At 72.6% G+C, this 21,600-nt stretch carries 20 protein-coding genes; 12 read left to right on the top strand and 8 right to left on the bottom strand.

Features of this window, described 5'->3' with window-relative positions:
* Positions 1-12 precede the first annotated feature (12 nt).
* The 4 genes from hpaD to ACWCOM_RS08630 form a co-directional block, all read right to left on the bottom strand.
* Positions 13-1,179: a 3,4-dihydroxyphenylacetate 2,3-dioxygenase gene (gene hpaD, locus ACWCOM_RS08645; protein ID WP_454548335.1), complete on the bottom strand. Its 1,167-nt coding sequence runs from the start codon at positions 1,177-1,179 to the stop codon at positions 13-15.
* A gap of 47 nt (positions 1,180-1,226) precedes the next feature.
* Positions 1,227-2,789, bottom strand: coding sequence for a 5-carboxymethyl-2-hydroxymuconate semialdehyde dehydrogenase (hpaE, locus tag ACWCOM_RS08640; RefSeq protein ID WP_454548334.1), 1,563 nt, complete (start codon positions 2,787-2,789; stop codon positions 1,227-1,229).
* Between the two features lie 71 nt (positions 2,790-2,860).
* Positions 2,861-3,571 carry a GntR family transcriptional regulator gene (locus tag ACWCOM_RS08635; protein WP_454548333.1) on the bottom strand — a complete coding sequence of 237 codons (711 nt, stop codon included), beginning with the start codon at positions 3,569-3,571 and terminating at the stop codon, positions 2,861-2,863.
* Complete coding sequence (locus ACWCOM_RS08630) at positions 3,571-5,151, bottom strand: fumarylacetoacetate hydrolase family protein (protein ID WP_454548332.1); 1,581 nt, start codon at positions 5,149-5,151, stop codon at positions 3,571-3,573. The genes ACWCOM_RS08635 and ACWCOM_RS08630 overlap by 1 nt, the downstream gene beginning before the upstream one ends.
* Before the next feature lie 315 nt (positions 5,152-5,466).
* Between ACWCOM_RS08630 and ACWCOM_RS08625 the strand changes: the two genes are divergently transcribed.
* The 4 genes from ACWCOM_RS08625 to ACWCOM_RS08610 all read left to right on the top strand — a co-directional run bounded on the left by ACWCOM_RS08625 (position 5,467) and on the right by ACWCOM_RS08610 (position 9,124).
* Positions 5,467-6,675, top strand: a complete 1,209-nt coding sequence (locus ACWCOM_RS08625; protein WP_454548331.1) for a thiolase family protein — start codon at positions 5,467-5,469, stop codon at positions 6,673-6,675.
* Complete coding sequence (locus ACWCOM_RS08620; RefSeq protein ID WP_454548330.1) at positions 6,675-7,454, top strand: enoyl-CoA hydratase/isomerase family protein; 780 nt, start codon at positions 6,675-6,677, stop codon at positions 7,452-7,454. Before ACWCOM_RS08625 ends, ACWCOM_RS08620 begins: the two co-directional genes overlap by 1 nt.
* A gap of 12 nt (positions 7,455-7,466) precedes the next feature.
* The gene (locus ACWCOM_RS08615) at positions 7,467-8,336 is read left to right on the top strand and encodes a 3-hydroxyacyl-CoA dehydrogenase family protein (protein WP_454548329.1); all 870 of its coding nucleotides are present in this window, start codon (positions 7,467-7,469) and stop codon (positions 8,334-8,336) included.
* 68 nt (positions 8,337-8,404) lie between these two features.
* Positions 8,405-9,124 (top strand): tyrosine-protein phosphatase, encoded by a 720-nt coding sequence (locus ACWCOM_RS08610; protein ID WP_454548328.1) that lies wholly within the window; start codon positions 8,405-8,407, stop codon positions 9,122-9,124.
* 35 nt (positions 9,125-9,159) lie between these two features.
* Here ACWCOM_RS08610 and ACWCOM_RS08605 read toward each other — a convergent pair whose 3' ends face one another.
* Positions 9,160-9,564 (bottom strand): hotdog fold thioesterase, encoded by a 405-nt coding sequence (locus tag ACWCOM_RS08605; protein WP_454548327.1) that lies wholly within the window; start codon positions 9,562-9,564, stop codon positions 9,160-9,162.
* 157 nt (positions 9,565-9,721) lie between these two features.
* On the opposite strand from ACWCOM_RS08605, the gene paaZ reads away from it, so the two are divergent.
* Positions 9,722-11,812, top strand: coding sequence for a phenylacetic acid degradation bifunctional protein PaaZ (paaZ, locus tag ACWCOM_RS08600; protein WP_454548326.1), 2,091 nt, complete (start codon positions 9,722-9,724; stop codon positions 11,810-11,812).
* Positions 11,813-11,999: 187 nt separating this feature from the next.
* On the opposite strand, the gene ACWCOM_RS08595 is transcribed toward paaZ, so the two are convergent.
* From ACWCOM_RS08595 to ACWCOM_RS08585, 3 genes are all read right to left on the bottom strand, one after another.
* Positions 12,000-12,623, bottom strand: a complete 624-nt coding sequence (locus ACWCOM_RS08595; RefSeq protein WP_454548325.1) for a TetR/AcrR family transcriptional regulator — start codon at positions 12,621-12,623, stop codon at positions 12,000-12,002.
* 106 nt (positions 12,624-12,729) lie between these two features.
* The gene (locus ACWCOM_RS08590; protein ID WP_454548324.1) at positions 12,730-14,073 is read right to left on the bottom strand and encodes a phenylacetate--CoA ligase family protein; all 1,344 of its coding nucleotides are present in this window, start codon (positions 14,071-14,073) and stop codon (positions 12,730-12,732) included.
* Positions 14,074-14,075: 2 nt separating this feature from the next.
* The gene (locus ACWCOM_RS08585) at positions 14,076-14,564 is read right to left on the bottom strand and encodes a hotdog fold thioesterase (RefSeq protein ID WP_454548323.1); all 489 of its coding nucleotides are present in this window, start codon (positions 14,562-14,564) and stop codon (positions 14,076-14,078) included.
* A gap of 189 nt (positions 14,565-14,753) precedes the next feature.
* Between ACWCOM_RS08585 and paaA the strand changes: the two genes are divergently transcribed.
* The 7 genes from paaA (at position 14,754) to ACWCOM_RS08550 (ending at position 21,596) form a co-directional block, all read left to right on the top strand.
* Complete coding sequence (gene paaA / locus ACWCOM_RS08580; protein WP_454548322.1) at positions 14,754-15,770, top strand: 1,2-phenylacetyl-CoA epoxidase subunit PaaA; 1,017 nt, start codon at positions 14,754-14,756, stop codon at positions 15,768-15,770.
* 2 nt (positions 15,771-15,772) lie between these two features.
* On the top strand, positions 15,773-16,090 hold the full coding sequence (paaB, locus tag ACWCOM_RS08575) for a 1,2-phenylacetyl-CoA epoxidase subunit PaaB (protein ID WP_454548321.1): 318 nt from the start codon (positions 15,773-15,775) through the stop codon (positions 16,088-16,090).
* Complete coding sequence (paaC, locus tag ACWCOM_RS08570) at positions 16,087-16,914, top strand: 1,2-phenylacetyl-CoA epoxidase subunit PaaC (RefSeq protein WP_454548320.1); 828 nt, start codon at positions 16,087-16,089, stop codon at positions 16,912-16,914. Before paaB ends, paaC begins: the two co-directional genes overlap by 4 nt.
* Positions 16,915-16,921: 7 nt before the next feature.
* Positions 16,922-17,467, top strand: a complete 546-nt coding sequence (paaD, locus tag ACWCOM_RS08565) for a 1,2-phenylacetyl-CoA epoxidase subunit PaaD (protein WP_454548319.1) — start codon at positions 16,922-16,924, stop codon at positions 17,465-17,467.
* Complete coding sequence (gene paaE / locus ACWCOM_RS08560) at positions 17,467-18,627, top strand: 1,2-phenylacetyl-CoA epoxidase subunit PaaE (protein WP_454548318.1); 1,161 nt, start codon at positions 17,467-17,469, stop codon at positions 18,625-18,627. The genes paaD and paaE overlap by 1 nt, the downstream gene beginning before the upstream one ends.
* A 111-nt stretch (positions 18,628-18,738) precedes the next feature.
* Positions 18,739-19,515, top strand: coding sequence for an enoyl-CoA hydratase/isomerase family protein (locus ACWCOM_RS08555; protein WP_454548317.1), 777 nt, complete (start codon positions 18,739-18,741; stop codon positions 19,513-19,515).
* A 98-nt stretch (positions 19,516-19,613) separates the two neighbouring features.
* Entirely contained in the window at positions 19,614-21,596 is a 1,983-nt protein-coding gene (locus ACWCOM_RS08550) for a M13 family metallopeptidase (protein ID WP_454548316.1), read from the top strand.
* Positions 21,597-21,600 lie beyond the last annotated feature (4 nt).

The following is a 21,600-nucleotide window of genomic DNA, read 5'->3' as shown; positions in this document are numbered from 1 at the left end:
TCCCGGCCCCGCTCAGAGCTGGTGCCCGAGCTTGAAGCCCTTGGCGGCCTCGCCCCGGTAGCTGCCGGCGTCGTCGCCGGGGCGGGTGTAGGAGAACCCGTCGGCGCCGATGGTGACCTCCATCTCGGAGTCGTCGGTGCGGGCCACGACCTCCTTCGGGTTGCCGTCCAGGTCCAGGACCAGGGAGGCCTCGGTGTACCAGGAGGGCACGACGGGGTTGCCCCACCAGTCGCGGCGCTGGTTGTCGTGCACGTCCCAGGTGACCACCGGGTTGTCCGGGTCGCCGGTGTAGTAGTCCTGGGTGTAGATCTCGATCCGGTGGCCGTCCGGGTCGAGGATGTACAGGTAGAACGCGTTGGAGACGCCGTGGCGGCCCGGTCCGCGCTCGATGCGGTCGGACATGCGCAGCGCGCCGAGCTTGTCGCAGATCGCCAGGATGTTGTGCTTCTCGTGGGTGGCGAAGGCCACGTGGTGCATGCGCGGGCCGTCGCCGCCGGTCATGGCGGTGTCGTGCACGGTGGGCTTGCGGCGCATCCACGCGGCGTAGGTGGTGCCGGCCTCGTCCTGGATGTCCTCCGTGACCCGGAAGCCGAGGTCCTGCATGTACGCCACGGCGCGGGGCACGTCCGGGGTGACCTGGTTGAAGTGGTCCAGCCGGACCAGGGCGCCGGGGGTGTAGAGGTCGTAGCGCCAGGCCAGGCGCTCGACGTGCTCGACGTCGTGGAAGAACTCGTACGGGAAGCCCAGCGGGTCCTCCACGCGCACCGAGTCGCCGATGCCCCGGGTGAAGCCCTCCGCGCGCCGTTCGACCCGGCAGCCGAGCTCCTCGTAGAAGGCCACCGCCCGGTCCAGGTCCTCCGGGGTGCGGACGCGGTAGGAGAACGCGGCGACGGCGGCCACCGGGCCCTTCCGCAGCACCAGGTTGTGGTGGATGAACTCCTCCAGCGAGCGCAGGTAGACGGCGTCCCCGTCCTCCTCGGTCACGGTCAGCCCGAGCACGTCCACGTAGAAGTCGCGCGAGCGCTGCAGGTCGGTGACCACCAGCTCCATGTAGGCGCAGCGCAGGATGTCCGGGGCCGGGGCGGAGGGGGTCGGGACAGGGTTGCCGGCGGCGATCGGGGCCTCCTGCGAGACGTAGAAGCCCGAGGACGTCATCGTCCGGTCGTCGAGGTGGGTCATGGTGGTGTCCTTTGTGCTGAGGGATGGGTGTCGGCAGGCGCGGGAGGTCAGGCCTGCAGCTGCTCGGCGGCCTGCTCCTGGCGGCCGAAGACCGGGTTGTGGACCTCGCCCAGGTTGATGTGCACGGCCTGCTGGTCGGTGTAGAAGTCGATCGAGCGGTAGCCGCCCTCGTGGCCCAGGCCCGAGGCCTTGACGCCGCCGAACGGGGTGCGCAGGTCGCGGACGTTGTTGGAGTTGAGCCAGACCATGCCGGCTTCGACACCCTGGGCGAAGTTGTGGGCCCGCTTGAGGTCGTTGGTCCAGATGTAGGCGGCCAGCCCGTACTTGGTGTTGTTGGCCAGCGCCAGGGCCTCCTCGTCCGTGTCGAACGGGGTGATGGCCACGACCGGGCCGAAGATCTCCTCCTGGAAGATCCGGGCGTCCGGGGCCACGTCGGCGAAGACGGTCGGCCGGATGAAGTTGCCCTCCGGGAACTCCTCGGGACGGCCGCCGCCGGCGGTCAGGCGGGCCTCGCCCTTGCCGATCTCCACGTAGGACATGACCTTCTCGAAGTGCTCCGGGTGCACGAGGGCGCCGACCTCGGTGGTCTCGTCGTGCGGCAGGCCGACCCGCACGCGCCGGGCCTGGGCGGAGTAGCGCTCCACGAACTCGTCGTAGACGCCGCGCTGGACCAGGATGCGCGAGCCGGCGGTGCAGCGCTCGCCGTTGAGGGAGAAGACGCCGAAGACGGTCGCGTCGATGGCGGCGTCCAGGTCGGCGTCCGCGAAGACGACGGCCGGGGACTTGCCGCCCAGCTCCATGGACAGTCCCTTCAGGTGCGGCGCGGCGTTGGCGAAGATGATCTGGCCGGTGCGGGACTCGCCGGTGAAGGAGATCAGGGGCACGTCGGGGTGCTTGACCAGCGAGTCGCCGGCGAAGCCCTCCTCGCCGAAGCCGTGGACGATGTTGAACACGCCCGCCGGCAGGCCGGCCTCCTCGAAGATGCCCGGCCACAGGGAGGCGGAGAGCGGGGTGAACTCGGCCGGCTTGAGGACCACGGTGTTGCCGGCGGCCAGCGCCGGGCCCAGCTTCCAGGACTCGAGCATGAACGGGGTGTTCCACGGGGTGATCAGCCCGGCCACGCCGATGGGCTTGCGGTTGACGTAGTTGACCTGGCGTCCGGGGACCTTGAAGGCGTCGTCGTGCTGGGCGACGATCAGGTCCGCGAAGAAGCGGAAGTTCTCCGCGGCGCGGCGGGCCTGCCCGAGGGCCTGGCGGATCGGCAGGCCGGTGTCGTAGCACTCCATCTCGGCCAGGTCCTGGCCGCGGGTCTCGACGATGTCGGCGATCCGGTGCAGCACCCGGGAGCGCTCCCGCGGGAGCATGCCCGGCCAGGGGCCGTTCTCGAAGGCGTCCTTGGCGGCGGCGACGGCGGCGGCGACGTCGGCGACCTTGCCCGAGGCGGCCGTGATGTAGGCCTCGTTGGTCACCGGGTTCAGCACGTCGAAGGTGTCGCCGTCGATCGAGTCGACGTGCTCGCCGGCGATGTAGTGCTGGATCTTCTCGGGTAGGTGGGCCGGGGCCCAGGTCCGGGCGTCGGCGGCCGGGGTGGCGGTGGTCTCGGTGGTCACAGGAAGTCCTTTCGGAAGGGGAACGTCGTCGTGTCGGGGACGGGCCGGGGCGGCCGCGGCCGGGCGGGCCCTCAGCCCGTCGCGGTGCCGGCGGGCAGCGCGGCGAGGTAGGCGTCGAGCGTGTTGGTCCGGTGCCGACGGGCGGCGGCCTCGACGACCTCGAAGGGCGCCTTCTCGGCGATGAGGTCCAGCAGCCGGTCGTGCTCCTCCACCGAGGCCTGCGCCCGCCCGGGCACGTACGCGAAGGTGGACGAGCGCAGGGCGGCCAGCCGGTTCCAGCCCCGGTGCACCAGGTCCAGGATGTGCGGGTTCTGGTGGTGCTCGTAGAGGGTGGAGTGGAACTGCTTGTTGAGCTCGGTGAACTCCACCGGGTCGAAGTCCTCGAGCACCCGGCGCATCCGCCGGTTGGTCTCCCGGGCCCGCTGCAGCTCCTCGTCCGTGACCAGCGGGGCGCACTGGGCGGTGGAGAAGCCCTCCACCAGGGCCAGCGTCTCCATGGTGTAGCGGTACTCGACCGGGTCGATGCCCACCACGGTGGCGCCCACGTTGCGCTCGTAGGCGACCAGTCCGTCCTGCTGCAGCCGGCGGACGGCCTCGCGCACGGGCACCACGGACATCCCCAGCTCGGCGGCCAGCTGGGCCAGCACCAGGCGGCTGCCCGGCGCGAAGCGGCCCTGCTGCACGCCCTCGAGGATGGACCGGTAGGCCGTGTCAGACTTGGCCGGCGCCGTGGACGCCACCCGGGCCCCGCGGGCGGCGACGCCGGTGCGATCCGCGCTCATCAGGCCCGGCCCTGCTGGGACGCCCGGAACTGCGCGTACTTCTGCCGCCACCCGGCGTCGGGCGGGAACAGCCCGTCCACCGGGTGCCCCTCGGCCACGCGGTCGTACACCCACGCGTCCTGCTGCTCCTGCTCGTGGGCGGCCTCCACGACCTCCTCGAGCAGCGCCGGCGGCACCACCACGACGCCGTCGTCGTCGCCGATGACGATGTCGCCCGGCTGCACCGTGGTGCCGCCGCAGGCGATGGTGCCGCCGACCTCCCAGGGGACGTGGCGGCGGCCCAGCACGGCCGGGTGCGCGCCGCCGGAGTAGACCTGGATGCCGACCTCGGCCACGGCCGCGGAGTCGCGGACGCCGCCGTCGGTGATCACGGCGTTGGCGCCGCGCACCCGGGCGCGCAGGGCCAGGACGTCGCCGAGGGTGCCGGTGCCCTTCTCGCCGCGGGCCTCCATGACCACCACGTCGTCCGGCTGCACGGAGTCCATGGCGCGCTTCTGCGCGTTGAACCCGCCGCCGTGCGCCGTGAAGAGGTCCTCGCGGTTGGGCACGTAGCGCAGGGTCTTGGCGTAGCCGAGGACGCGCCGGCCGGGGTGGGTGGGGCGCACGCCGTCGATCGTGGCGTTGTTGATGCCCCTCTTCCGCAGCTGGGCGGTGATGGTGGCCACCGCCGTCGCGCCGATCTTGGCCTTCAGCTCGTCGGTGAGCAGGGTGCGGTCCGGCCGGGGCGCGGAGGGCACGTAGTGGTCGGACTCCTCCGCGCCGCCCTCGGCGTCCTGCGCCGCGGCCGGCGGCAGGCCGGCGGCCTCGCGCGAGCCCCACGCCTCCTCCCGCTGGGTGTCGTCCACCTGCGGCTGGGCCCCGTACGGGGCCATGGCGTGCTCGCCCGCCACCACCCGCGTGACCAGGCGGCCGCTGGAGGGCGCGCCCGGGGCGCCGGGCGCGTCCACCTCCACCTCGACGACGTCGCCGGGGCGGGCCACGGACGACCCGGCCGGCGTGCCGGTCAGGATGACGTCCCCCTCCTCGAGGGTCATCAGCTGGGACAGGTCGGCGACCAGCCGGCCGAACGGGAAGACGAGGTCCTCGGTGGTGTCCTCCTGCACGAGCTCGCCGTTGACCCAGGTGCGCACGCGCAGCCCGGCGGGGTCCACCCGGTCGGCCGGGACGACGTGCGGGCCCAGGGGCGTGTAGCCGTCCCCGGACTTGTTCTTGACGTTGGAGCCCTTGTCCGCGTGCCGCAGGTCGTACAGCCCCCAGTCGTTGGCGGCCGTGACGCCGGCCACCTTGGACCAGCCGTCCTCCGGGCGCACGCGGCGGCACGTCTGCCCGATGACCAGGGCGATCTCCCCCTCGTAGGCCAGCAGCTCGGTGCCGGCCGGGCGCTCGATCGTGTCGCCGGTCCGGGCCACGGAGGTCCCGGCCTTGAGGAAGTAGCCGGGGAACTTCGGGGAGCGGCCCCGCTGGGCGATCCGGGAGGGGTAGTTCAGGTGCAGCGCGATGACCTTCCCGGGGCGGTGCGCCCGGTCGGTGAAGTCAACGGGCCCGGTGCTCGCGGGAGGAGCCGGTGTCGTCTCTGCCATGCCGTCCTGCCTTCGTGGTCGTCGGAGGGGGCCGGGCCCACCGTGTCCGGCGGTGTGGCCCAGGTCTCGTTTTCTAGATCGTATATTATACGAAGTGTCCGACGCCACCCCTGGACCGGAACTTGTCGGCGCCGACGGAACGTCTCCGGAACCCTGCGCTCGGGCGACAAGCCGGGCGCACGGGGCCCGGGCGCGGGCGACACTGCCTGTTGACCCCGCGCGCGCGGTCGTGGGATTGTTAGTCGAACGTTCGGTCGGTTATTGCTGGGCACCGTCGCCCGCGCCGTCCTCTCCCGACGCGACAGGAGCTCTCCCATGTCCCCAGCCCCTCAGGCCCTCCTCGTCGGCGGCGCCCGCACCCCCGTGGGCCGGTACGGCGGCGCGCTCTCCGGCGTGCGCCCGGACGACCTCGCGGCCCTCGTGGTCAAGCACGCGGTCACCGACGCCGGGATCGACCCGCACGACGTCGACGAGGTGATCCTGGGCAACGCCAACGGCGCCGGCGAGGAGAACCGCAACGTGGCCCGCATGGCCTGGCTGCTGGCCGGCTTCCCGGACACCGTCCCGGGCATGACGGTCAACCGCCTGTGCGCCTCGGGCCTGTCCGCGATCACCATGGCCGCGCAGATGGTCAAGGCCGGGGCGGCGGACATCGTCGTCGCCGGCGGCGTGGAGTCCATGTCCCGGGCCCCGTGGGTCATGGAGAAGCCGGCCACCGCGTTCGCCAAGCCGGGCGAGGTCTTCGACACCTCGATCGGCTGGCGCTTCACCAACCCGCACTTCAAGAAGCAGGACAAGACGACCTACTCGATGCCGGAGACGGCCGAGGAGGTCGCCGCCGTGGACGGCATCACCCGCGAGGACGCCGACGCCTTCGCCGTGGCCTCCCACGAGAAGGCGATTGCCGCGATCGACGCCGGCCGGTTCGCCCCCGAGATCGTGCCCGTGACCGTCACGGGCCGCAAGGGCGCCGAGACGGTCGTGGACACCGACGAGGGGCCCCGCCCGGGCACCACCGCCGAGGTGCTCGCCAAGCTGCGCCCCGTGGTGGCCCACGGCTCGGTCGTCACCGCGGGCAACTCCTCCTCCCTCAACGACGGCGCCTCCGCGATCCTGGTGGTCTCCGAGCGGGCGGCCGAGAAGTACGGGCTGGCCGCCCGGGCGCGCGTCGTCGACGGCGCCTCGGCCGGCGTGGCCCCGGAGATCATGGGCATCGGCCCCGTCCCGGCCACCCGGAAGGTGCTCGAGCGCACCGGCTGGTCGATCGGCGACCTCGGCGCCGTCGAGCTCAACGAGGCCTTCGCCACCCAGTCCCTGGCGTGCATCCGCCGCCTCGACCTCGACCCCGGGATCGTCAACAACGACGGCGGGGCCATCGCCCTGGGCCACCCCCTGGGCTCCTCGGGCTCCCGGCTGGTCGTGACCCTGCTGGGCCGCATGGAGCGCGAGGGCGCGGACCGCGGCCTCGCGACCATGTGCGTGGGCGTGGGCCAGGGCACCGCGATGCTCGTGGAGAAGCTCTGATGCCCGGTCCCGGCGAGATCCTGGGCGGGGAGTTCACCACCCTGCGGCTCGAGGAGCGCGAGGACCGCCTGCACGTGGTCCTGGACCGGCCCGCCGTGCGCAACGCCATCGACGCGACCATGGTCGAGGAGCTGCACACCGTGTGCGCCCACCTGGAGCGGCACCCGAAGATCCTGCTCCTCTCCGGCACCGAGGTGGACGGGAAGGGGGTCTTCGCCTCCGGCGCGGACATCGGCCAGCTGCGCGAGCGCCGCCGCGACGACGCGCTGCAGGGCATCAACTCCCGGATCTTCGACCGGATCCACCACCTGCCCATGCCCGTGGTCGCCGCCATCGACGGCTACGCGCTGGGCGGCGGCGCGGAACTGGCCTACGCGGCGGACTTCCGGATCGCGACCCCGCACCTGCGGATCGGCCAGCCGGAGACGAACCTGGGCATCATCGCCGCGGCCGGCGGGCTGTGGCGGCTCAAGGAGCTCGTCGGCGAGCCGGTCGCCCTGGACATCCTGCTCGCCGGGCGGATCCTCGACGCCCGGGAGGCCCTGGCGCTGCACCTGGTCACCGAGCTCCACGAGCCCGCCGAGCTGGTGGGCGCCGCGCACGCGCTCGCGGACCGGATCGGCGCCCAGGACCCCCTGGCCGTGCGCATCTCCAAGCGGGTCTTCGCGGCCCCGCCGTCCGCCCACCCGCACATCGACGAGCTGGCCCAGGCCGTGCTCTTCGAGTCGCAGGCGAAGTTCGACCGCATGCAGGCCTTCCTGGACCGCAGAAAGAAGTAGGAGCGTCAACCGATGACCGAGAAGCACGCACTGTCCGTCCCCGCCACCGTCGGCGTCCTGGGCGGAGGCCGCATGGGCGCGGGCATCGCCCACGCCTTCCTGCTCGCCGGGGCGCGGGTGACCGTCGTGGAGCGCGACGGCCCGGCCGCCGAGGCCGCCCGGGAGCGGATCGAGCGGGACCTGGCGACGTCGCTGGAGCGCGGGAGCGTGGACGGCAACCTCGACGAGTGGTCCGAGCACCTGACCGTGTCCCTGGACTCCGCAGACCTCGCCGGGTGCGAGCTCGTCGTCGAGGCCGTGCCCGAGTCCTGGGACCTCAAGGTCTCGGCGCTGCAGGAGGTGGAGCGCCACCTGGGCCCGACGGCGTGGCTGGCCACCAACACGTCCTCGCTGTCCGTGGACGGCCTGGCCGGGCAGCTGGCCCGGCCGGAGCGGTTCTGCGGCCTGCACTTCTTCAACCCCGTGCCGGCCTCCAAGCTCGTGGAGGTCGTGCTCTCGGAGCACACCGGCGAGGAGCTGCGCTCGCTGTCCGTGCAGTGGGTCGAGGGCCTCGGCAAGACCGCGGTGGTCGTCCACGACGCCCCCGGCTTCGCCTCCTCCCGGCTGGGCGTGGCGATCGCCCTCGAGGCCATCCGCATGGTCGAGGAGGGCGTGGCCTCCCCCGCGGACATCGACAACGCCATGGTCCTGGGCTACAGGTTCCCGGTGGGCCCGCTCGCGCTCACGGACATCGTGGGCCTGGACGTGCGGCTGGGCATCGCGGAGTACCTCGAGTCCGAGCTCGGCGAGCGCTTCGCGCCCCCGCAGCTGATGCGGGACATGGTCGCCCGCGGCGAGCTGGGCCGCAAGACCGGCAAGGGCTTCTTCGACTACGACGGGTAGCGCCCTCCTCCGCACGCACCGGCGCCGGGGCGAGCGCGTCGTCGGGGGCGTGGCCTACCGTGGGGGCCATGGACGCGCAGCCCGGGGCCCCCGCACCGTGGGAGGGGGCGATCAACGCCCGGCTCCTGGCCGGGGACGTGTGGCGGATGGGCCGCCCGGAGCGGCTCACGCCCGCGGGCTGGCGCGCCGCCGCCGCGGACGGGGTGCGCACGGTCGTGGACCTGCGCAACGCCGACGAGCGACGCCGCCGGCCCAGCGACCCGGTGGACGAACCGGCCGCCCGGACGGGCATCACCGTCCTGCACCGCCCCACGGAGGACCCCGCCCACCCCGAGTTCCCCCTCGTGGGCACCCCGTACCTGAACCACCCGCGCGGCTACCGCGACTACCTGCGGCTCTTCCCGGGCCCGATCGCCGAGGCGGTGCGGGCGGTGGCGACCGCCGAGGGCGCGGTGGTGGTGCACTGCTCGGCCGGCCGGGACCGGACCGGGGTGCTCGCCCTGCTGCTCCTGGGCCTCGCCGGGGCCTCCCCGCAGCGCCTGCTCGCCGAGGACGAGGCGGCCGCGCGCGGGATCAACGAGTGGCACCGGGTCTCCCCCGTGCCGCACCCGGTCGAGCGCCACCATCCCGCCGAGGAGCTGGCCGGGCTGCTCGCCGGGCGCCGGGCCGCCCTCACCGAGCTGGTAGCCGGGCTCGACGCCGAGCGCTATCTGCGCGGGGCGGGGCTGACCGCCGGCGAGCTCGTGGCCCTGCGCCGTCGGCTCGGCCGCCCCGCGCCCGGCGCCTGACCCGGGCCCCTGGCTCAGGTCCTCAGCTCAGGTCCTCAGCTGCGGTCCTTGAGGAAGTTCGTGATCCGCACCGTGCACAGCCTCGTGCCGTCCTCGTGGGCGATCACCACCTCGTGGCAGGTGAGGGAGCGGCCCAGCTGCAGGGCCGTGGCCGTGGCCGTCACCGTGCCGGTGCGGGAGGACCGGTGGTGGGTGGCGTTGACGTCGACCCCCACGGCCACCTTGCCCATCGTGGACGCGTGGATCACCGCCGCCCAGGAGCCCACGGCCTCCCCCAGCGCCACCATGGCCCCGCCGTGCAGCAGGCCCAGCGACTGCCGGTTGCCCGCCACGGGCATCGTGGCGACCACCCGCTCCGCCGACTCCTCGAGGACGGTGACGCCCATCTTCTCGTCCAGTTCGCCCAGGACGATCCGCCAGGGCTCGGGGGTCGCGCGCATGGCACTCCTCGGTGGCAGGGGACGGGGACGGCACACTGCCTGTGGCCCCCGGGTGTGACGTACGTTATCGTGGTCATAATACCGAACGATCGGTCAGGAGGCTGGAACGGGACCCCGTCCCGGCCCGGCACGCACCCGAGCGAAAGGACCACCCACCGTGGCAGCACCGACCCATACCGTCCTCCCCAGCTACCTGCAGGGCCGGTGGTGGACCCCGGAGGACCCGCAGCGGATCACGGAGGTCGCCGACGCCTCGACCGGCGAGGTCGTGGCGCGCGTGTCCACCGACGGCATCGACGTCGCCTCCGCCGTGGCCTACGGCCGCACCGTGGGCCAGCGCTCCCTCGGGGAGCTCACCATCCACGAGCGGGCGCTGAAGCTCAAGGAGCTCGCGCAGCACCTCACCGAGCGCAAGCAGGAGCTCTACGACCTGTCCTACGCCACCGGGGCCACCCTGAAGGACCACTTCTTCGACGTCGACGGCGGCATCGGGACCCTCTTCACGTTCTCCTCCAAGGGCCGGCGGGAGCTGCCCAACGCCCACGTCATCGTGGACGGCGCCGTGGAGCAGCTCTCGAAGGACGGGTCCTTCCTGGGCGAGCACATCTACACCCGGATGCCCGGCGTGGCCGTGCAGATCAACGCGTTCAACTTCCCGGTGTGGGGCTTCCTGGAGAAGTTCGCGCCAGCGTTCCTCGCCGGCATGCCCACCGTGGTCAAGCCCGCGACCCCCACCGGCTACGTCACCGAGGCCTGCGTGCGGCTGATGGTCGACTCCGGGATCCTGCCCGAGGGCTCGCTGCAGCTGGTCTCCGGATCCACCCGGGACCTGCTCGACCACTTGGACTACCGCGACCACGTGGCCTTCACCGGCTCCGCCGGCACCGCGCGGTCGCTGCGCAACCACGACAACGTGGTCAACGGCGGCGTGCGGTTCACCGCCGAGACGGACTCCCTCAACGCCGCGATCCTCGGCCCCGACGCCACCCCGGACACCCCGGAGTTCGAGGCGTTCGTCAAGGCCGTGTTCGTCGAGATCACCGCCAAGGCCGGACAGAAGTGCACCGCGATCCGCCGCGTCATCGTCCCGCAGGAGCGCGTGGAGGACGTCGTGGCCGCGGTCGCCGAGCGCGTGCAGCAGCGCGTGGTGATCGGCGACCCCCGCACCGAGGGCGTCACCATGGGCGCCCTGGCGTCCAAGGAGCAGCAGGCGGAGGTCCGCCGGGCCGTGGAGCGCCTCGTGGCCGCCGGCGGCACCGTCCGGCTCGGCGGGCCCGACGCCCCCGTGGGCGGGGCCGACGCCGAGACCGGGGCCTTCTTCCCCGTCACAGTGCTGTCCTTCGACGACCCCGAGACCCCGGAGGTCCACTTCGTCGAGGCCTTCGGCCCGGTGACCTCCGTGATCGGCTACACCGACGTCGACGACGCCGTGCGGCTGGCCGCGCTCGGCGGCGGCTCGCTGGTGGCCACCGTGTGCACCAACGACGGCCCGACCGCCGCCCGCTTCGCCGCCGGCATCGGCTCCCACCACGGGCGCGTGCACTTCCTCAACCGCCAGGACGCCAGGACCTCCACCGGCCACGGCTCCCCCATGCCGCACCTGGTCCACGGCGGCCCGGGCCGCGCCGGCGGCGGCGAGGAGCTGGGCGGGGTGCGCGGCGTGAAGCACTACATGCAGCGCACCGCGATCCAGGGCCCCCCGGACGTCCTCACGGCCGTCACCGGCGTGTGGCACCGGGGCGCCGCCGCGCACACGGTGACCCGGGAGGCGGTCGAGAGCGGCACCGGCGAGCACCCGTTCCGCAAGTCGCTGGAGACCCTGCGGATCGGCGACCAGTTCGCCTCCGAGCTGCGCACGGTGACCCTGGAGGACATCACGGAGTTCGCGGAGCGGACCGGGGACACCTTCTACGCGCACACCGACGAGGAGGCGGCCACGGCCAACCCGTTCTTCCCCCGGCGGGTGGCCCACGGCTACCTGCTGGTCTCCTGGGCAGCCGGGCTGTTCGTGGAGCCCGCCCCGGGGCCCGTGCTGGCCAACTACGGGCTGGAGAACCTCCGGTTCATCACCCCGGTGACCTACGACGACGCCATCCGGGTGACCCTGACCGCCAAGCAGATCACCCCCCGCGTGACCGACGAGTACGGCGAGGTCCGCTGGGACGCGATCCTGCACAACCAGCACGACGAGATCGTGGCGACCTACGACGTGCTGACCCTGGTCGCCAAGACCTGGCCGGTGGCATGACCGCCCGACCGGCGCGCTGATCCCCCGGCGCGCCGGTCCCCCGGCCCGCCGGGTCCCCGAGGCCCCATCGAGTCCCCGGCAACGGCGCGGTCCCCCACGCCACGGCGTGGGGGATCGCGCGTGTTCCGGGGCCTCGGCGAGCGACCGGCCCCGTTGGTGGGGGCTCGGCGGAGGGCGGGACGGCGGGTCAGGGGGTGCGCAGACCGGAGAAGGCGAGTGCGACCACGGTGTCGGCCAGCCCGTCGTCGGGTTTGTCCGGATCCGGCCGGTACCAGTCGACGATCGAGTTGATCATGCCCAGGAGCAGGCGGGAGGCGGAGCGGCCGCTGAGGTCGCGGCGCAGGTCGCCCTCGGCCTGCGCCTGCTCGATGAGCGCGCCCACCCGGCGGGTGACCGTGCGACGGCGCTCGAGCGCCCGTGTCTCGACCTCCGAGTTGCCCCGCAGCCGCAGCAGCAGGGTCACGTACGGCATCTGCTCCACGAGCACGTGCACGGTCCCGCGGATCACCTGTTCGAGCCGCCGGACCGCCGGGGCCTCCGTCCGCTCCGCGGCGGCCAGGACCTCCTCGAGCGCGTCGAGGGCACGGCTCAGCGCCTGCTCGAGGATCTCCTCCTTGGACTCCACGTGGTGGTAGATCGCGGACTTGGAGATCCCCAGGTGCTTGGACAGGGTGCCCATCGAGGTGGCGTCGTAGCCGTGGACGTTGAACACCTCGACGCAGACGCCGAGCAGCGTCTCGCGGTCGTAGCCGGGCCGGCCGCGGCGCGGGGCCCCGCTGTCCGGTGGGGCGGACGCCGGTGCGTGGGACATGGGGACCTCGATCTCGACGGTGACGGGGTGGGTCGAGCAACGATCTTATGCCGCGGCCGGTCCCGGGGTCCCGGGTCCGGCCGCGGCCGATCTCAGGGGAGGCGCCTCACGCCTTGTCCCGGTGGTCGTAGACGCGGCGCAGCTTGCCGGAGGAGCGGGCGAGCGTGCCCGGCTCGGCGATCCGGATCGAGGCCGAGGAGCCGATCTTCGTCTTGATGGCGTGCAGGAGCTGCTGCCCGCCCGCCTCCGCGGCCTCGACGCTCACCTGCTCGCGCCGCTCGATGTTGATGGTCATCTGGTCCATCCGGTGCGGGCGGGTGATCTCGAGCGTGAAGTGCGGGCTCAGCTCCGGCACCTGCAGGGCCAGCTCCTCGATCTGGGACGGGAACAGGTTGACCCCGCGCAGGATGATCATGTCGTCGGAGCGGCCCGTGATCCGGCCCATCCGCCGGTGCCCGGGCCGGTCCGTACCGGGCAGCAGGCGGGTGAGGTCGTGGGTGCGGTAGCGGATGATCGGCAGGGCCTCCTTGGTGAGCGCCGTGAACACGAGCTCGCCGGGCCGGCCGGTCTCCAGGACCTCGTCCGTGAAGGGGTCGATGATCTCGGGGCGGAAGTGGTCCTCCCAGATGTGCGAGCCGTCCTTGGACTGCGCCGACTCCCCGGCCACGCCGGGACCCATGACCTCCGAGAGGCCGTAGATGTCGCACGCGTCGACCCCGAACGTGGTCTCGATCTCCCGGCGCATCTGCTCGGTCCACGGCTCCGCGCCGAGCACGGCGGTGCGCAACGAGGTCTCCCGCGGGTCCAGGCCCAGCTTCCGGAAGCCGTCGGCGATGGTCAGCAGATAGGTGGGGGTCGAGAGGATGGCCTGGGGCTCGAAGTCCCGGATCATCTGGACCTGCTTCTCGGTCTGCCCGCCGGACATCGGGATGACCGCGCAGCCCAGGCGCTCGGCGCCGTAGTGGGCGCCGAGCCCGCCCGTGAACAGCCCGTAGCCGTAGGCGTTGTGCACCTTGTCCCCCGGCCGCACGCCCGAGAGGCGGAAGCAGCGGGCCACCAGGCTCGCCCAGGTGCTGATGTCGTTCTCGGTGTAGGCCACCACGGTGGGCTGGCCCGTGGTCCCGGAGGAGGCGTGGATCCGGCGGACCTCGCCCATCGGCACCGCGAGGGACCGGAACGGGTACGCCCTCCGCAGAAACTCCTTGTCCGTGTACGGGAAGTGCCGCAGGTCCTCCAGCTCCTCGAGGTCCCGCGGGTGCACGCCGTGGGCGTCGAAGAGCTCGGTGTAGGCGGGGACGTTCTCGTAGGCGTGGTGCAGGGTCCAGCGCAGGCGCTCGAACTGGAGGGACTCCACCTGGTCCCGGCTCATCGTCTCCTCGGGGTCCGGCTGCGACCGGTCCGCGGGGGCGGGAGCGGGGGTGTAGGGATTCGGGACGGAGCACTCGGCCATGCTCAGACCTCCTCGGGCTGCGGGGCGGACGGCGGGGCGGACTGCAGGACGGGCTCCCCGGCCGGGGCCTCCGCCGGGGCCCCGCGGAGGGCCGGGTTGGGGATGGTGCGGCTGCGGCCGCGGAACTCGGCGACGAGCCGGCCCTCGGTCGTGACCTGGATGTCGTAGACGCCGCTGCGCCCGGCCTGCGCGCGCAGGGTGCCCACGGCGGTGAGCTCCTGCCCCCGGTGGGCGGAGGCGATGAAGTTGATATCCACCCCGGAGGCCACCGTGATGGTGCTGCCGTCACCGGCGGGGTCGTTGCACGCGAGGGCGAAGCAGGTGTCCGCGAAGGCGAAGACCATGCCGCCGTGGGCGATGCCGAACCCGTTGAGCATCTCCTCGCGCAGCGTCATGCGGATCTGGGCGTGGCCGTAGTCGGCACGGTCCACGGTGATGCCCATCCAGCGCGAGGTGTGGTCCCCCGCGAGGATCGGGTGGCCCTGGGACATGTAACTCTCCTCACATTTCACGACCGAATGGTCAGTAGACAATCTCACTCCGGAGCCCGTGTCAACCCGCGCCGCCGCCCTCCTGACTGTTGACGCGCTCCCCGAGGTCCCATATCCTGAACGAACGGTCAGTTAGTCGCGTGCGGCCTCCCGCGCCCCGCGGCGCCATCTCGTCGGAAGAGGGACACCATGACTTCGCAGAACACCGGCCTCCACGCCGTGGCCGCGGCGGACCCGGCCGAGCAGGCCGAGCTGGACCGCGCCGGCCAGGAGCGCTTCGACCACATCATCGCCGAGGACTCCCGCATCGAGCCGCGCGACTGGATGCCCGCCGCCTACCGCCGCACCCTGGTCCGCCAGATCTCCCAGCACGCGCACTCCGAGATCATCGGAATGCAGCCGGAGGGCAACTGGATCTCCCGGGCCCCGTCCCTCAAGCGCAAGGCCATCCTGATGGCCAAGGTGCAGGACGAGGCCGGTCACGGCCTGTACCTCTACTCCGCCGCCGAGACCCTGGGCACCCCGCGCTCCGAGCTCACCCAGCAGCTGCTGGACGGCCGGGCCAAGTACTCCTCGATCTTCAACTACCCGGCGCGCACCTGGGCCGACATGGGCGCCATCGGCTGGCTCGTGGACGGCGCCGCGATCGCCAACCAGGTCCCGCTGTGCCGGGCCTCCTACGGCCCCTACGGCCGGGCCATGGTGCGCATCTGCAAGGAGGAGTCCTTCCACCAGCGCCAGGGCTGGGAGATCCTCTACGAGCTCTCCCACGGCACGCCCGCCCAGAAGCAGATGGCCCAGGACGCCGTCAACCGCTTCTACGGCCCGTCCCTGCAGATGTTCGGCCCCCCGGACGACGACTCGCCCAACTCGAAGCAGTCCATGGCGTGGAACATCAAGCGCTTCTCCAACGACGAGCTGCGCCAGCGCTTCGTGGACATGATCGTGGAGCAGGCCGCGGCCCTGGACCTGACCCTGCCGGACCCGGACCTCAAGTGGAACGAGGAGCGCGGCCACTACGACTACGGACCGCTGGACTGGGACGAGTTCAAGGCCGTCGTCGGCGGCCGGGGCCCGTGCAACCTCCAGCGCATGCAGCGCCGCCGCACGGCGCACGAGGACGGCGCCTGGGTCCGCGAGGCCGCCGCCGCCTACGCCCGCAGGACCGCCGCGGAGCGCGCCTCCGCCGAACTCATCGGAGCCTGAGCATGAGCGAGAACACCGTGAGCCCGATCGGCGCACCCTCGGACGAGTGGCCCCTGTGGGAGGTGTTCGTGCGCTCCTCGCGCGGGCTCTCCCACGTCCACGCCGGCTCGCTGCACGCCCCGGACGCCACGATGGCCGTGCGCAACGCCCGGGACCTGTACACCCGCCGCAACGAGGGCACCTCCGTGTGGGTCGTGCCCTCCGAGGCCATCACCGCCTCGGACCCCGACTCCAAGGGCGGGTACTTCGAGTCCGCCCAGGGCAAGAGCTACCGCCACGCCACGTACTACACCAAGAGCGAAGGGGTGAAGCACCTGTGAGCAACGCACCCCACGAGTCCGCCACCAGGATCAGCGCGGGCGACGCGATCACCGCGGAGGACATCCAGGCCGGCGGCGCGAAGGCGCCCGAGGACGTGGCCCGCTACGCCCTGTACCTGGGCGACGACGCCCTGATGCTCGCCCAGCGCCTCGGCTGGTGGATCGCCCGGGCCCCGGAGCTCGAGGAGGACGTCGCGCTGGCGAACATCGCGCTGGACCTGCTCGGGCACGCCCGCTTCCTCCTCACCTACGCGGGCACCGCCTGGGGGAAGACCGAGGACGACCTCGCCTACTTCCGCGACGAGGAGCAGTTCCGCTCCTGCCGCCTCGTGGAGCAGGAGAACGGCGACTTCGGGCAGACCATCGCCCGGCAGCTGATCTTCTCCTACTACCAGTACGAGCTGTACCGCCGCCTGGTGCACTCCTCCGACCCCACGCTCGCGGCCATCGCGGACAAGGCGCTCAAGGAGGTCGAGTACCACCAGGACCACGCGAGCCAGTGGATCCTGCGCCTGGGCCTCGGCACCGAGGAGTCCAAGCGCCGCGTCCAGGCCGGCCTGTACTACATGTGGCCCTACGTGGACGAGCTGTTCCACGACGACGAGCTCGTCGAGTCCCTCGGGGACGCAGCCGTGCGCCCGTCCTCCCTGCGCGCCGACTTCGACCGGCGGGTCGCGGCGATCCTGGACGAGGCGGAGCTGTCCGTCCCCGAGGTCCTGGGCGCCTACGGCGGGGACCGCTCGGGGCAGTTCAGCGAGCAGCGGGGCCACATCCTCGCCGAGATGCAGGTGCTGGCGCGCCAGCACCCCGGCGCCACCTGGTGAGGAGGAGATGACGATGACCGAGCACGAGCCCACGGGCACCACGACGGTGACCGGCCGGGAGCTGCGTCCCCGGGACGAGGCCGCCGGCCGCGTCTGGGACGTCGCCGCGACGGTGAACGACCCGGAGGTCCCCGTGCTCTCCATCGCCGACCTCGGCATCCTGCGGGACGCCCGGGTCGAGGGCGGGCGCGCCGTCGTCGTCATCACCCCGACCTACTCCGGGTGCCCCGCGATGGAGACCATCACCACGGACGTCACCCGGGCGCTCAACGCGCAGGGCTACGACGACGTGCGGGTCGAACTCGTGCTGCAGCCGGCGTGGACCACGGACTGGATGAGCGAGGACGGCAGGCGCAAGCTCGACGAGTACGGCATCGCCCCGCCCAGCGGCCGGGCCGCCGCCGGCCCCGTCCGGCTCGGGCTCACCGTCAAGTGCCCGCGCTGCCACTCCCTGGACACCCGCGAGCTGACCCGCTTCGGGTCCACCGCCTGCAAGGCGCTCCACGTCTGCAACGAGTGCCTGGAACCCTTCGACTACTTCAAGGTGCACTGATGACCGAGATCACCGCCCCGGCCCGGCGCCGGGCCACGTTCAACTCCCTGGAGGTCTCCCAGGTCCGCAGGCTCACGGCGGACTCGGTCGAGGTCGCCTTCGCGGTCCCCCCGGAGCTCGTGGACGACTACGACTACGTGCCGGGCCAGTACGTGGCGCTGCGCGCCCGCATCGACGGCCAGGAGGTCCGCCGGTCCTACTCGATCTGCGCGGAGCCGGAGCCGGGCGAGATCCGGGTGGCGATCAAGCAGGACCTCGGCGGGGTGTTCTCCACCTGGGCGAACGAGTCGCTGCGCGCCGGGGACCGGCTGGACGTGATGAACCCGCAGGGCGCGTTCATCTCCAAGCTGGGGCTCACCAGCCTCAACGACCCCGAGCGGCTCGCCGCCGAGGAGGTCGCCCGGAACGCGTCGGTGCACCTCGTGGCCTTCGCCGCCGGCTCCGGGATCACCCCGATCATGGCCATCGCCAAGGCGGTGCTGCGGGCCTCCCCGACCTCCACCTTCGACCTCGTCTACGCCAACCGCTCCGCCATGGACGTGATGTTCGCCGAGGAGCTGGGCGACCTCAAGGACAAGCACCCGTCCCGCCTGGCGGTCCACCACGTGCTCTCCCGCGAGCAGCGGATCAGCCCCCTGATGTCCGGGCGGATCGACGCCGACAAGCTCCGCGACATCCTGGACGAGGTGATCCAGGTGGACCGCACCGACGAGTGGTTCCTGTGCGGGCCCTTCGAGCTGGTGCAGATGTGCCGGGACCACCTCGCCGAGCGCGGCGTGCCCGAGGACCGGATCCGCTTCGAGCTCTTCAGCACCGGCCGCCCCGAGGCCCCGCAGGGCCAGCAGGGCCGGGCGGTGACGGCCGACCCCTCGGGCGAGAACGTCGCGATCACCTTCAACCTCGACGGGCTCTCCAGCACGATCGAGTCCCCGAGGAGCGCCCACGAGACCGTGCTCAACGCGGCGCTGCGGGTCCGGCCCGACGTGCCGTTCGCGTGCGCCGGCGGGGTGTGCGGCACGTGCCGCGCGAAGGTGGTCTCCGGGGAGTTCGAGATGGAGGAGAACTACGCCCTGGAGAAGGACGAGGTCGAGAAGGGCTACGTCCTCACCTGCCAGACCCGGCCGACCTCGAAGGAGTTCGCCGTCGACTTCGACGCCTGAGCCGCGCGTCCCGGGCGGCGCCCGGGACGCGTCCCCCGGGGCCGCCGCGTCCCCCTGTCCCCGGCCCGGCGTCCTGCCCGACCCCGTGCCCCAGCCTTCCGAGGAGCAGCAGTGATCGACCTGACCATCGACGGAACCGTGGCCGAGGTGGTGCTCGACGCGCCCCGGAAGATGAACGCCCTGGACGAGGCCGCCCTCGCGGAGCTGGGCGAGGCCTACGCCGAGGCCGAGCGGGCCGGCGTCCGGGCGCTCGTGCTGCGCGGTGAGGGCCGCGGCTTCTGCGCCGGCCGGGACATCTCCGCGGTGGACCCCGCCTCCGACGACGCCTACGGGTACCTCGCCGGGAAGGTCACCCCGCTGCTGCGCACGATGAGCCGCTTCCCGGCGCCGACCTTCGCCGCCGTGCAGGGGGCGTGCCTGGGGGTGGGGCTGGGCCTGGCGATCGCCACCGACGTGGTCTACGTGGCCGAGGACGCCAGGATCGGCTCCCCCTTCGCCACCCTCGGCGCGACCCTCGACTCCGGCGGGCACGCCCTGTTCACCGAGCGGCTCGGGTCCCACCGGACCCTGGACCTGATCTACACCGCGGAGCTGATGAGCGGTGCCGAGGCCGTGCGCTCCGGGCTGTTCAGCCGGGCGGTGCCGCGCGAGGAGCTGCTGGAGCTCACCCGGGCGAAGGCCGCCGCGGTGGCCGAGGGCGCCACCGGGGCGTTCCTGGCCTCCCGGGAGCTCGTGGCGCGGATCCGCGACGAGCGGCTGGGCCTGTGGGAGTCCGTGGAGCACGAGAACCGGGTGCAGGGCGAGCTGTGCCGCAGCGCCGACTACGCCGAGGGCTTCGCCGCGTTCCAGCAGAAGCGCCGCCCGCGCTTCACCGGCGGGCGGGCCTGAGCCGCGGCGCAGGACGCACGGCACCGGCCCGGCGGCACGGGTTAAGCGGTCGGGGAAAAGACCTGCCGCGCCGCCGGACGGGCGTTAGCGTGGGGGCCATGACTTCTACGGCGACCTCCTCGGCGTTCGACCTCTCCGGCTTCGACCGCTCCGTCCGCCCCCAGGACGACCTCTACCGGCACGTCAACGGCACCTGGCAGCGCCGCACCGAGATCCCCGACGACAAGCCCTCGGTGGGAGCGTTCATCGAGCTGCGGGACCAGGCCGAGGCCGCCGTGCGCGAGCTCATCACCCGGGCCGAGGCCGGGGACCCGGACGCGATCGAGTCCAAGATCGCCAACCTCTACGCGTCCTTCATGGACGAGGAGCGGATCGAGGCGCTCGGAGCCTCCCCGCTGGCCCCGGACCTCGCGGAGGTCGAGGCGGTGACCGACGTCCCCGCCCTCGTGCGCCACTTCGGGCGGATGATCCGCCGGGGCGTGGGCGGGCTCGTGGGCCTCGACGTCGACGCCGATCCGGGCGACCCCGAGCGCAACCTCGTCTTCGTCGGCCAGTCGGGCCTCGGCCTGCCGGACGAGGAGTACTACCGGGACGCCCAGCACGCCGCGATCCGGGAGAAGTACCACGACCACGTGCGCGCCATGCTGTCCCTGGCCGGCGTGCAGGACGCCGCGGAGCAGGCCCGCGCCGTCGTGGAGCTCGAGACCCGGATCGCCTCCCACCACTGGGACAAGGTCACGGTGCGCGACCTCACCAGGATGTACAACCCCATGGGCTTCGAGGAGCTCGCCGGGACCACCGCGGTCCTGGACTGGGCCGCGCTCGCCGAGGGCGCGGAGCTGCCCGTGACGGCCCTGCGCACGGTGGTCAACGCCCAGCCGTCCTTCTTCACCGGCGTCGAGGAGCTGCTCACCGACGAGCTGCTCCCGGCGTGGCGGGCCTGGGCCCGCTGGCACCTGGTCTCCGCGCGCGCCTCCTACCTGTCCTCGGCGTTCGTGGCGGAGGACTTCGCGTTCTACGGCACCGTGCTCTCCGGGACCCCTCGGCTGAAGGACCGGTGGAAGCGCGGGGTGGAGCTGGTCAACGGGGTCCTCGGCGAGGCCGTGGGCGAGCTCTACGTGGCCGCCCACTTCTCCCCCACCGCCAAGGAGCGGATGGACGAGCTCGTGGCCAACCTCCTGGAGGCCTACCGGGTCTCGATCACCGGCCTGGACTGGATGACCGAGCAGACCCGGCAGGAGGCGCTGAAGAAGCTCTCCCAGTTCACCCCGAAGATCGGCTACCCGGACCGGTGGAAGGACTACACCTCCCTGCGGATCGACCCCGCGGACCTCGTGGGCAACCGGGTCCGCACCACGGACTTCCGGCTCGCCGAGCTGGTCCGGAAGGCCGGGCGGCCGGTGGAGAAGCACGAGTGGCTGATGACCCCGCAGACGGTCAACGCCTACTACCACCCGCTGCGCAACGAGATCGTCTTCCCGGCCGCGATCCTCCAGCCCCCGTTCTTCGACGAGAACGCCGACGACGCCGTCAACTACGGCGCGATCGGCTCCGTGATCGGCCACGAGATCGGCCACGGCTTCGACGACAAGGGCTCCACCTGCGACGGCGACGGCCGGCTGCGCAACTGGTGGACCGACGCCGACCGGCAGGCGTTCGAGGAGCGCACCGCGGAGCTGGTGCGCCAGTACGACCGGCTGGTCCCGGAGCAGCTGCAGGAGGAGGGCACGAGCGTCAACGGGGAGCTGACCCTGGGCGAGAACATCGGGGACCTCGGCGGGCTGACGATCGCGCACAAGGCCTGGCGGATGTCCCGGGCGGAGCACCGGGCCCCCGGGGCGGACGAGCTGATCGACGGCTACACCCCCGAGCAGCGGCTGTTCCTGTCCTGGGCCTACGTGTGGCAGCAGAAGTCCCGCGACGAGGCGCTGCGCCACCGCATCGCCACCGACCCGCACTCCCCGAACGAGTTCCGGGCCAACCAGACGGTGCGCAACGTGCCCGCCTTCTACGAGGCCTTCGGCGTCGAGGAGGCGGACGGGCTGTGGCTGCCGGAGGCCGAGCGCGTCAGCATCTGGTGAGCCG

The organism is Kocuria sp. KH4 (assembly GCF_053711175.1).
Note: the sequence above shows the minus strand (reverse complement) of the source record. Positions and strands in the feature narration are given on the sequence as shown.

What these genes read in the sequence shown, in the direction of transcription:
- ACWCOM_RS08625 (WP_454548331.1), top strand. Translation starts at nt 5,467, where the DNA reads ATGTCCCCAGCCCCTCAGGCCCTCCTCGTCGGCGGCGCCCGCACCCCC.
- ACWCOM_RS08605 (WP_454548327.1), bottom strand. Translation starts at nt 9,564, where the DNA reads ATGCGCGCGACCCCCGAGCCCTGGCGGATCGTCCTGGGCGAACTGGAC.
- ACWCOM_RS08620 (WP_454548330.1), top strand. Translation starts at nt 6,675, where the DNA reads ATGCCCGGTCCCGGCGAGATCCTGGGCGGGGAGTTCACCACCCTGCGG.
- paaB (WP_454548321.1), top strand. Translation starts at nt 15,773, where the DNA reads ATGAGCGAGAACACCGTGAGCCCGATCGGCGCACCCTCGGACGAGTGG.
- paaE (WP_454548318.1), top strand. Translation starts at nt 17,467, where the DNA reads ATGACCGAGATCACCGCCCCGGCCCGGCGCCGGGCCACGTTCAACTCC.
- ACWCOM_RS08550 (WP_454548316.1), top strand. Translation starts at nt 19,614, where the DNA reads ATGACTTCTACGGCGACCTCCTCGGCGTTCGACCTCTCCGGCTTCGAC.
- ACWCOM_RS08595 (WP_454548325.1), bottom strand. Translation starts at nt 12,623, where the DNA reads ATGTCCCACGCACCGGCGTCCGCCCCACCGGACAGCGGGGCCCCGCGC.
- paaA (WP_454548322.1), top strand. Translation starts at nt 14,754, where the DNA reads ATGACTTCGCAGAACACCGGCCTCCACGCCGTGGCCGCGGCGGACCCG.
- ACWCOM_RS08585 (WP_454548323.1), bottom strand. Translation starts at nt 14,564, where the DNA reads ATGTCCCAGGGCCACCCGATCCTCGCGGGGGACCACACCTCGCGCTGG.
- ACWCOM_RS08635 (WP_454548333.1), bottom strand. Translation starts at nt 3,571, where the DNA reads ATGAGCGCGGATCGCACCGGCGTCGCCGCCCGCGGGGCCCGGGTGGCG.
- ACWCOM_RS08630 (WP_454548332.1), bottom strand. Translation starts at nt 5,151, where the DNA reads ATGGCAGAGACGACACCGGCTCCTCCCGCGAGCACCGGGCCCGTTGAC.
- ACWCOM_RS08615 (WP_454548329.1), top strand. Translation starts at nt 7,467, where the DNA reads ATGACCGAGAAGCACGCACTGTCCGTCCCCGCCACCGTCGGCGTCCTG.
- hpaD (WP_454548335.1), bottom strand. Translation starts at nt 1,179, where the DNA reads ATGACCCACCTCGACGACCGGACGATGACGTCCTCGGGCTTCTACGTC.
- paaD (WP_454548319.1), top strand. Translation starts at nt 16,922, where the DNA reads ATGACGATGACCGAGCACGAGCCCACGGGCACCACGACGGTGACCGGC.
- ACWCOM_RS08590 (WP_454548324.1), bottom strand. Translation starts at nt 14,073, where the DNA reads ATGGCCGAGTGCTCCGTCCCGAATCCCTACACCCCCGCTCCCGCCCCC.
- ACWCOM_RS08610 (WP_454548328.1), top strand. Translation starts at nt 8,405, where the DNA reads ATGGACGCGCAGCCCGGGGCCCCCGCACCGTGGGAGGGGGCGATCAAC.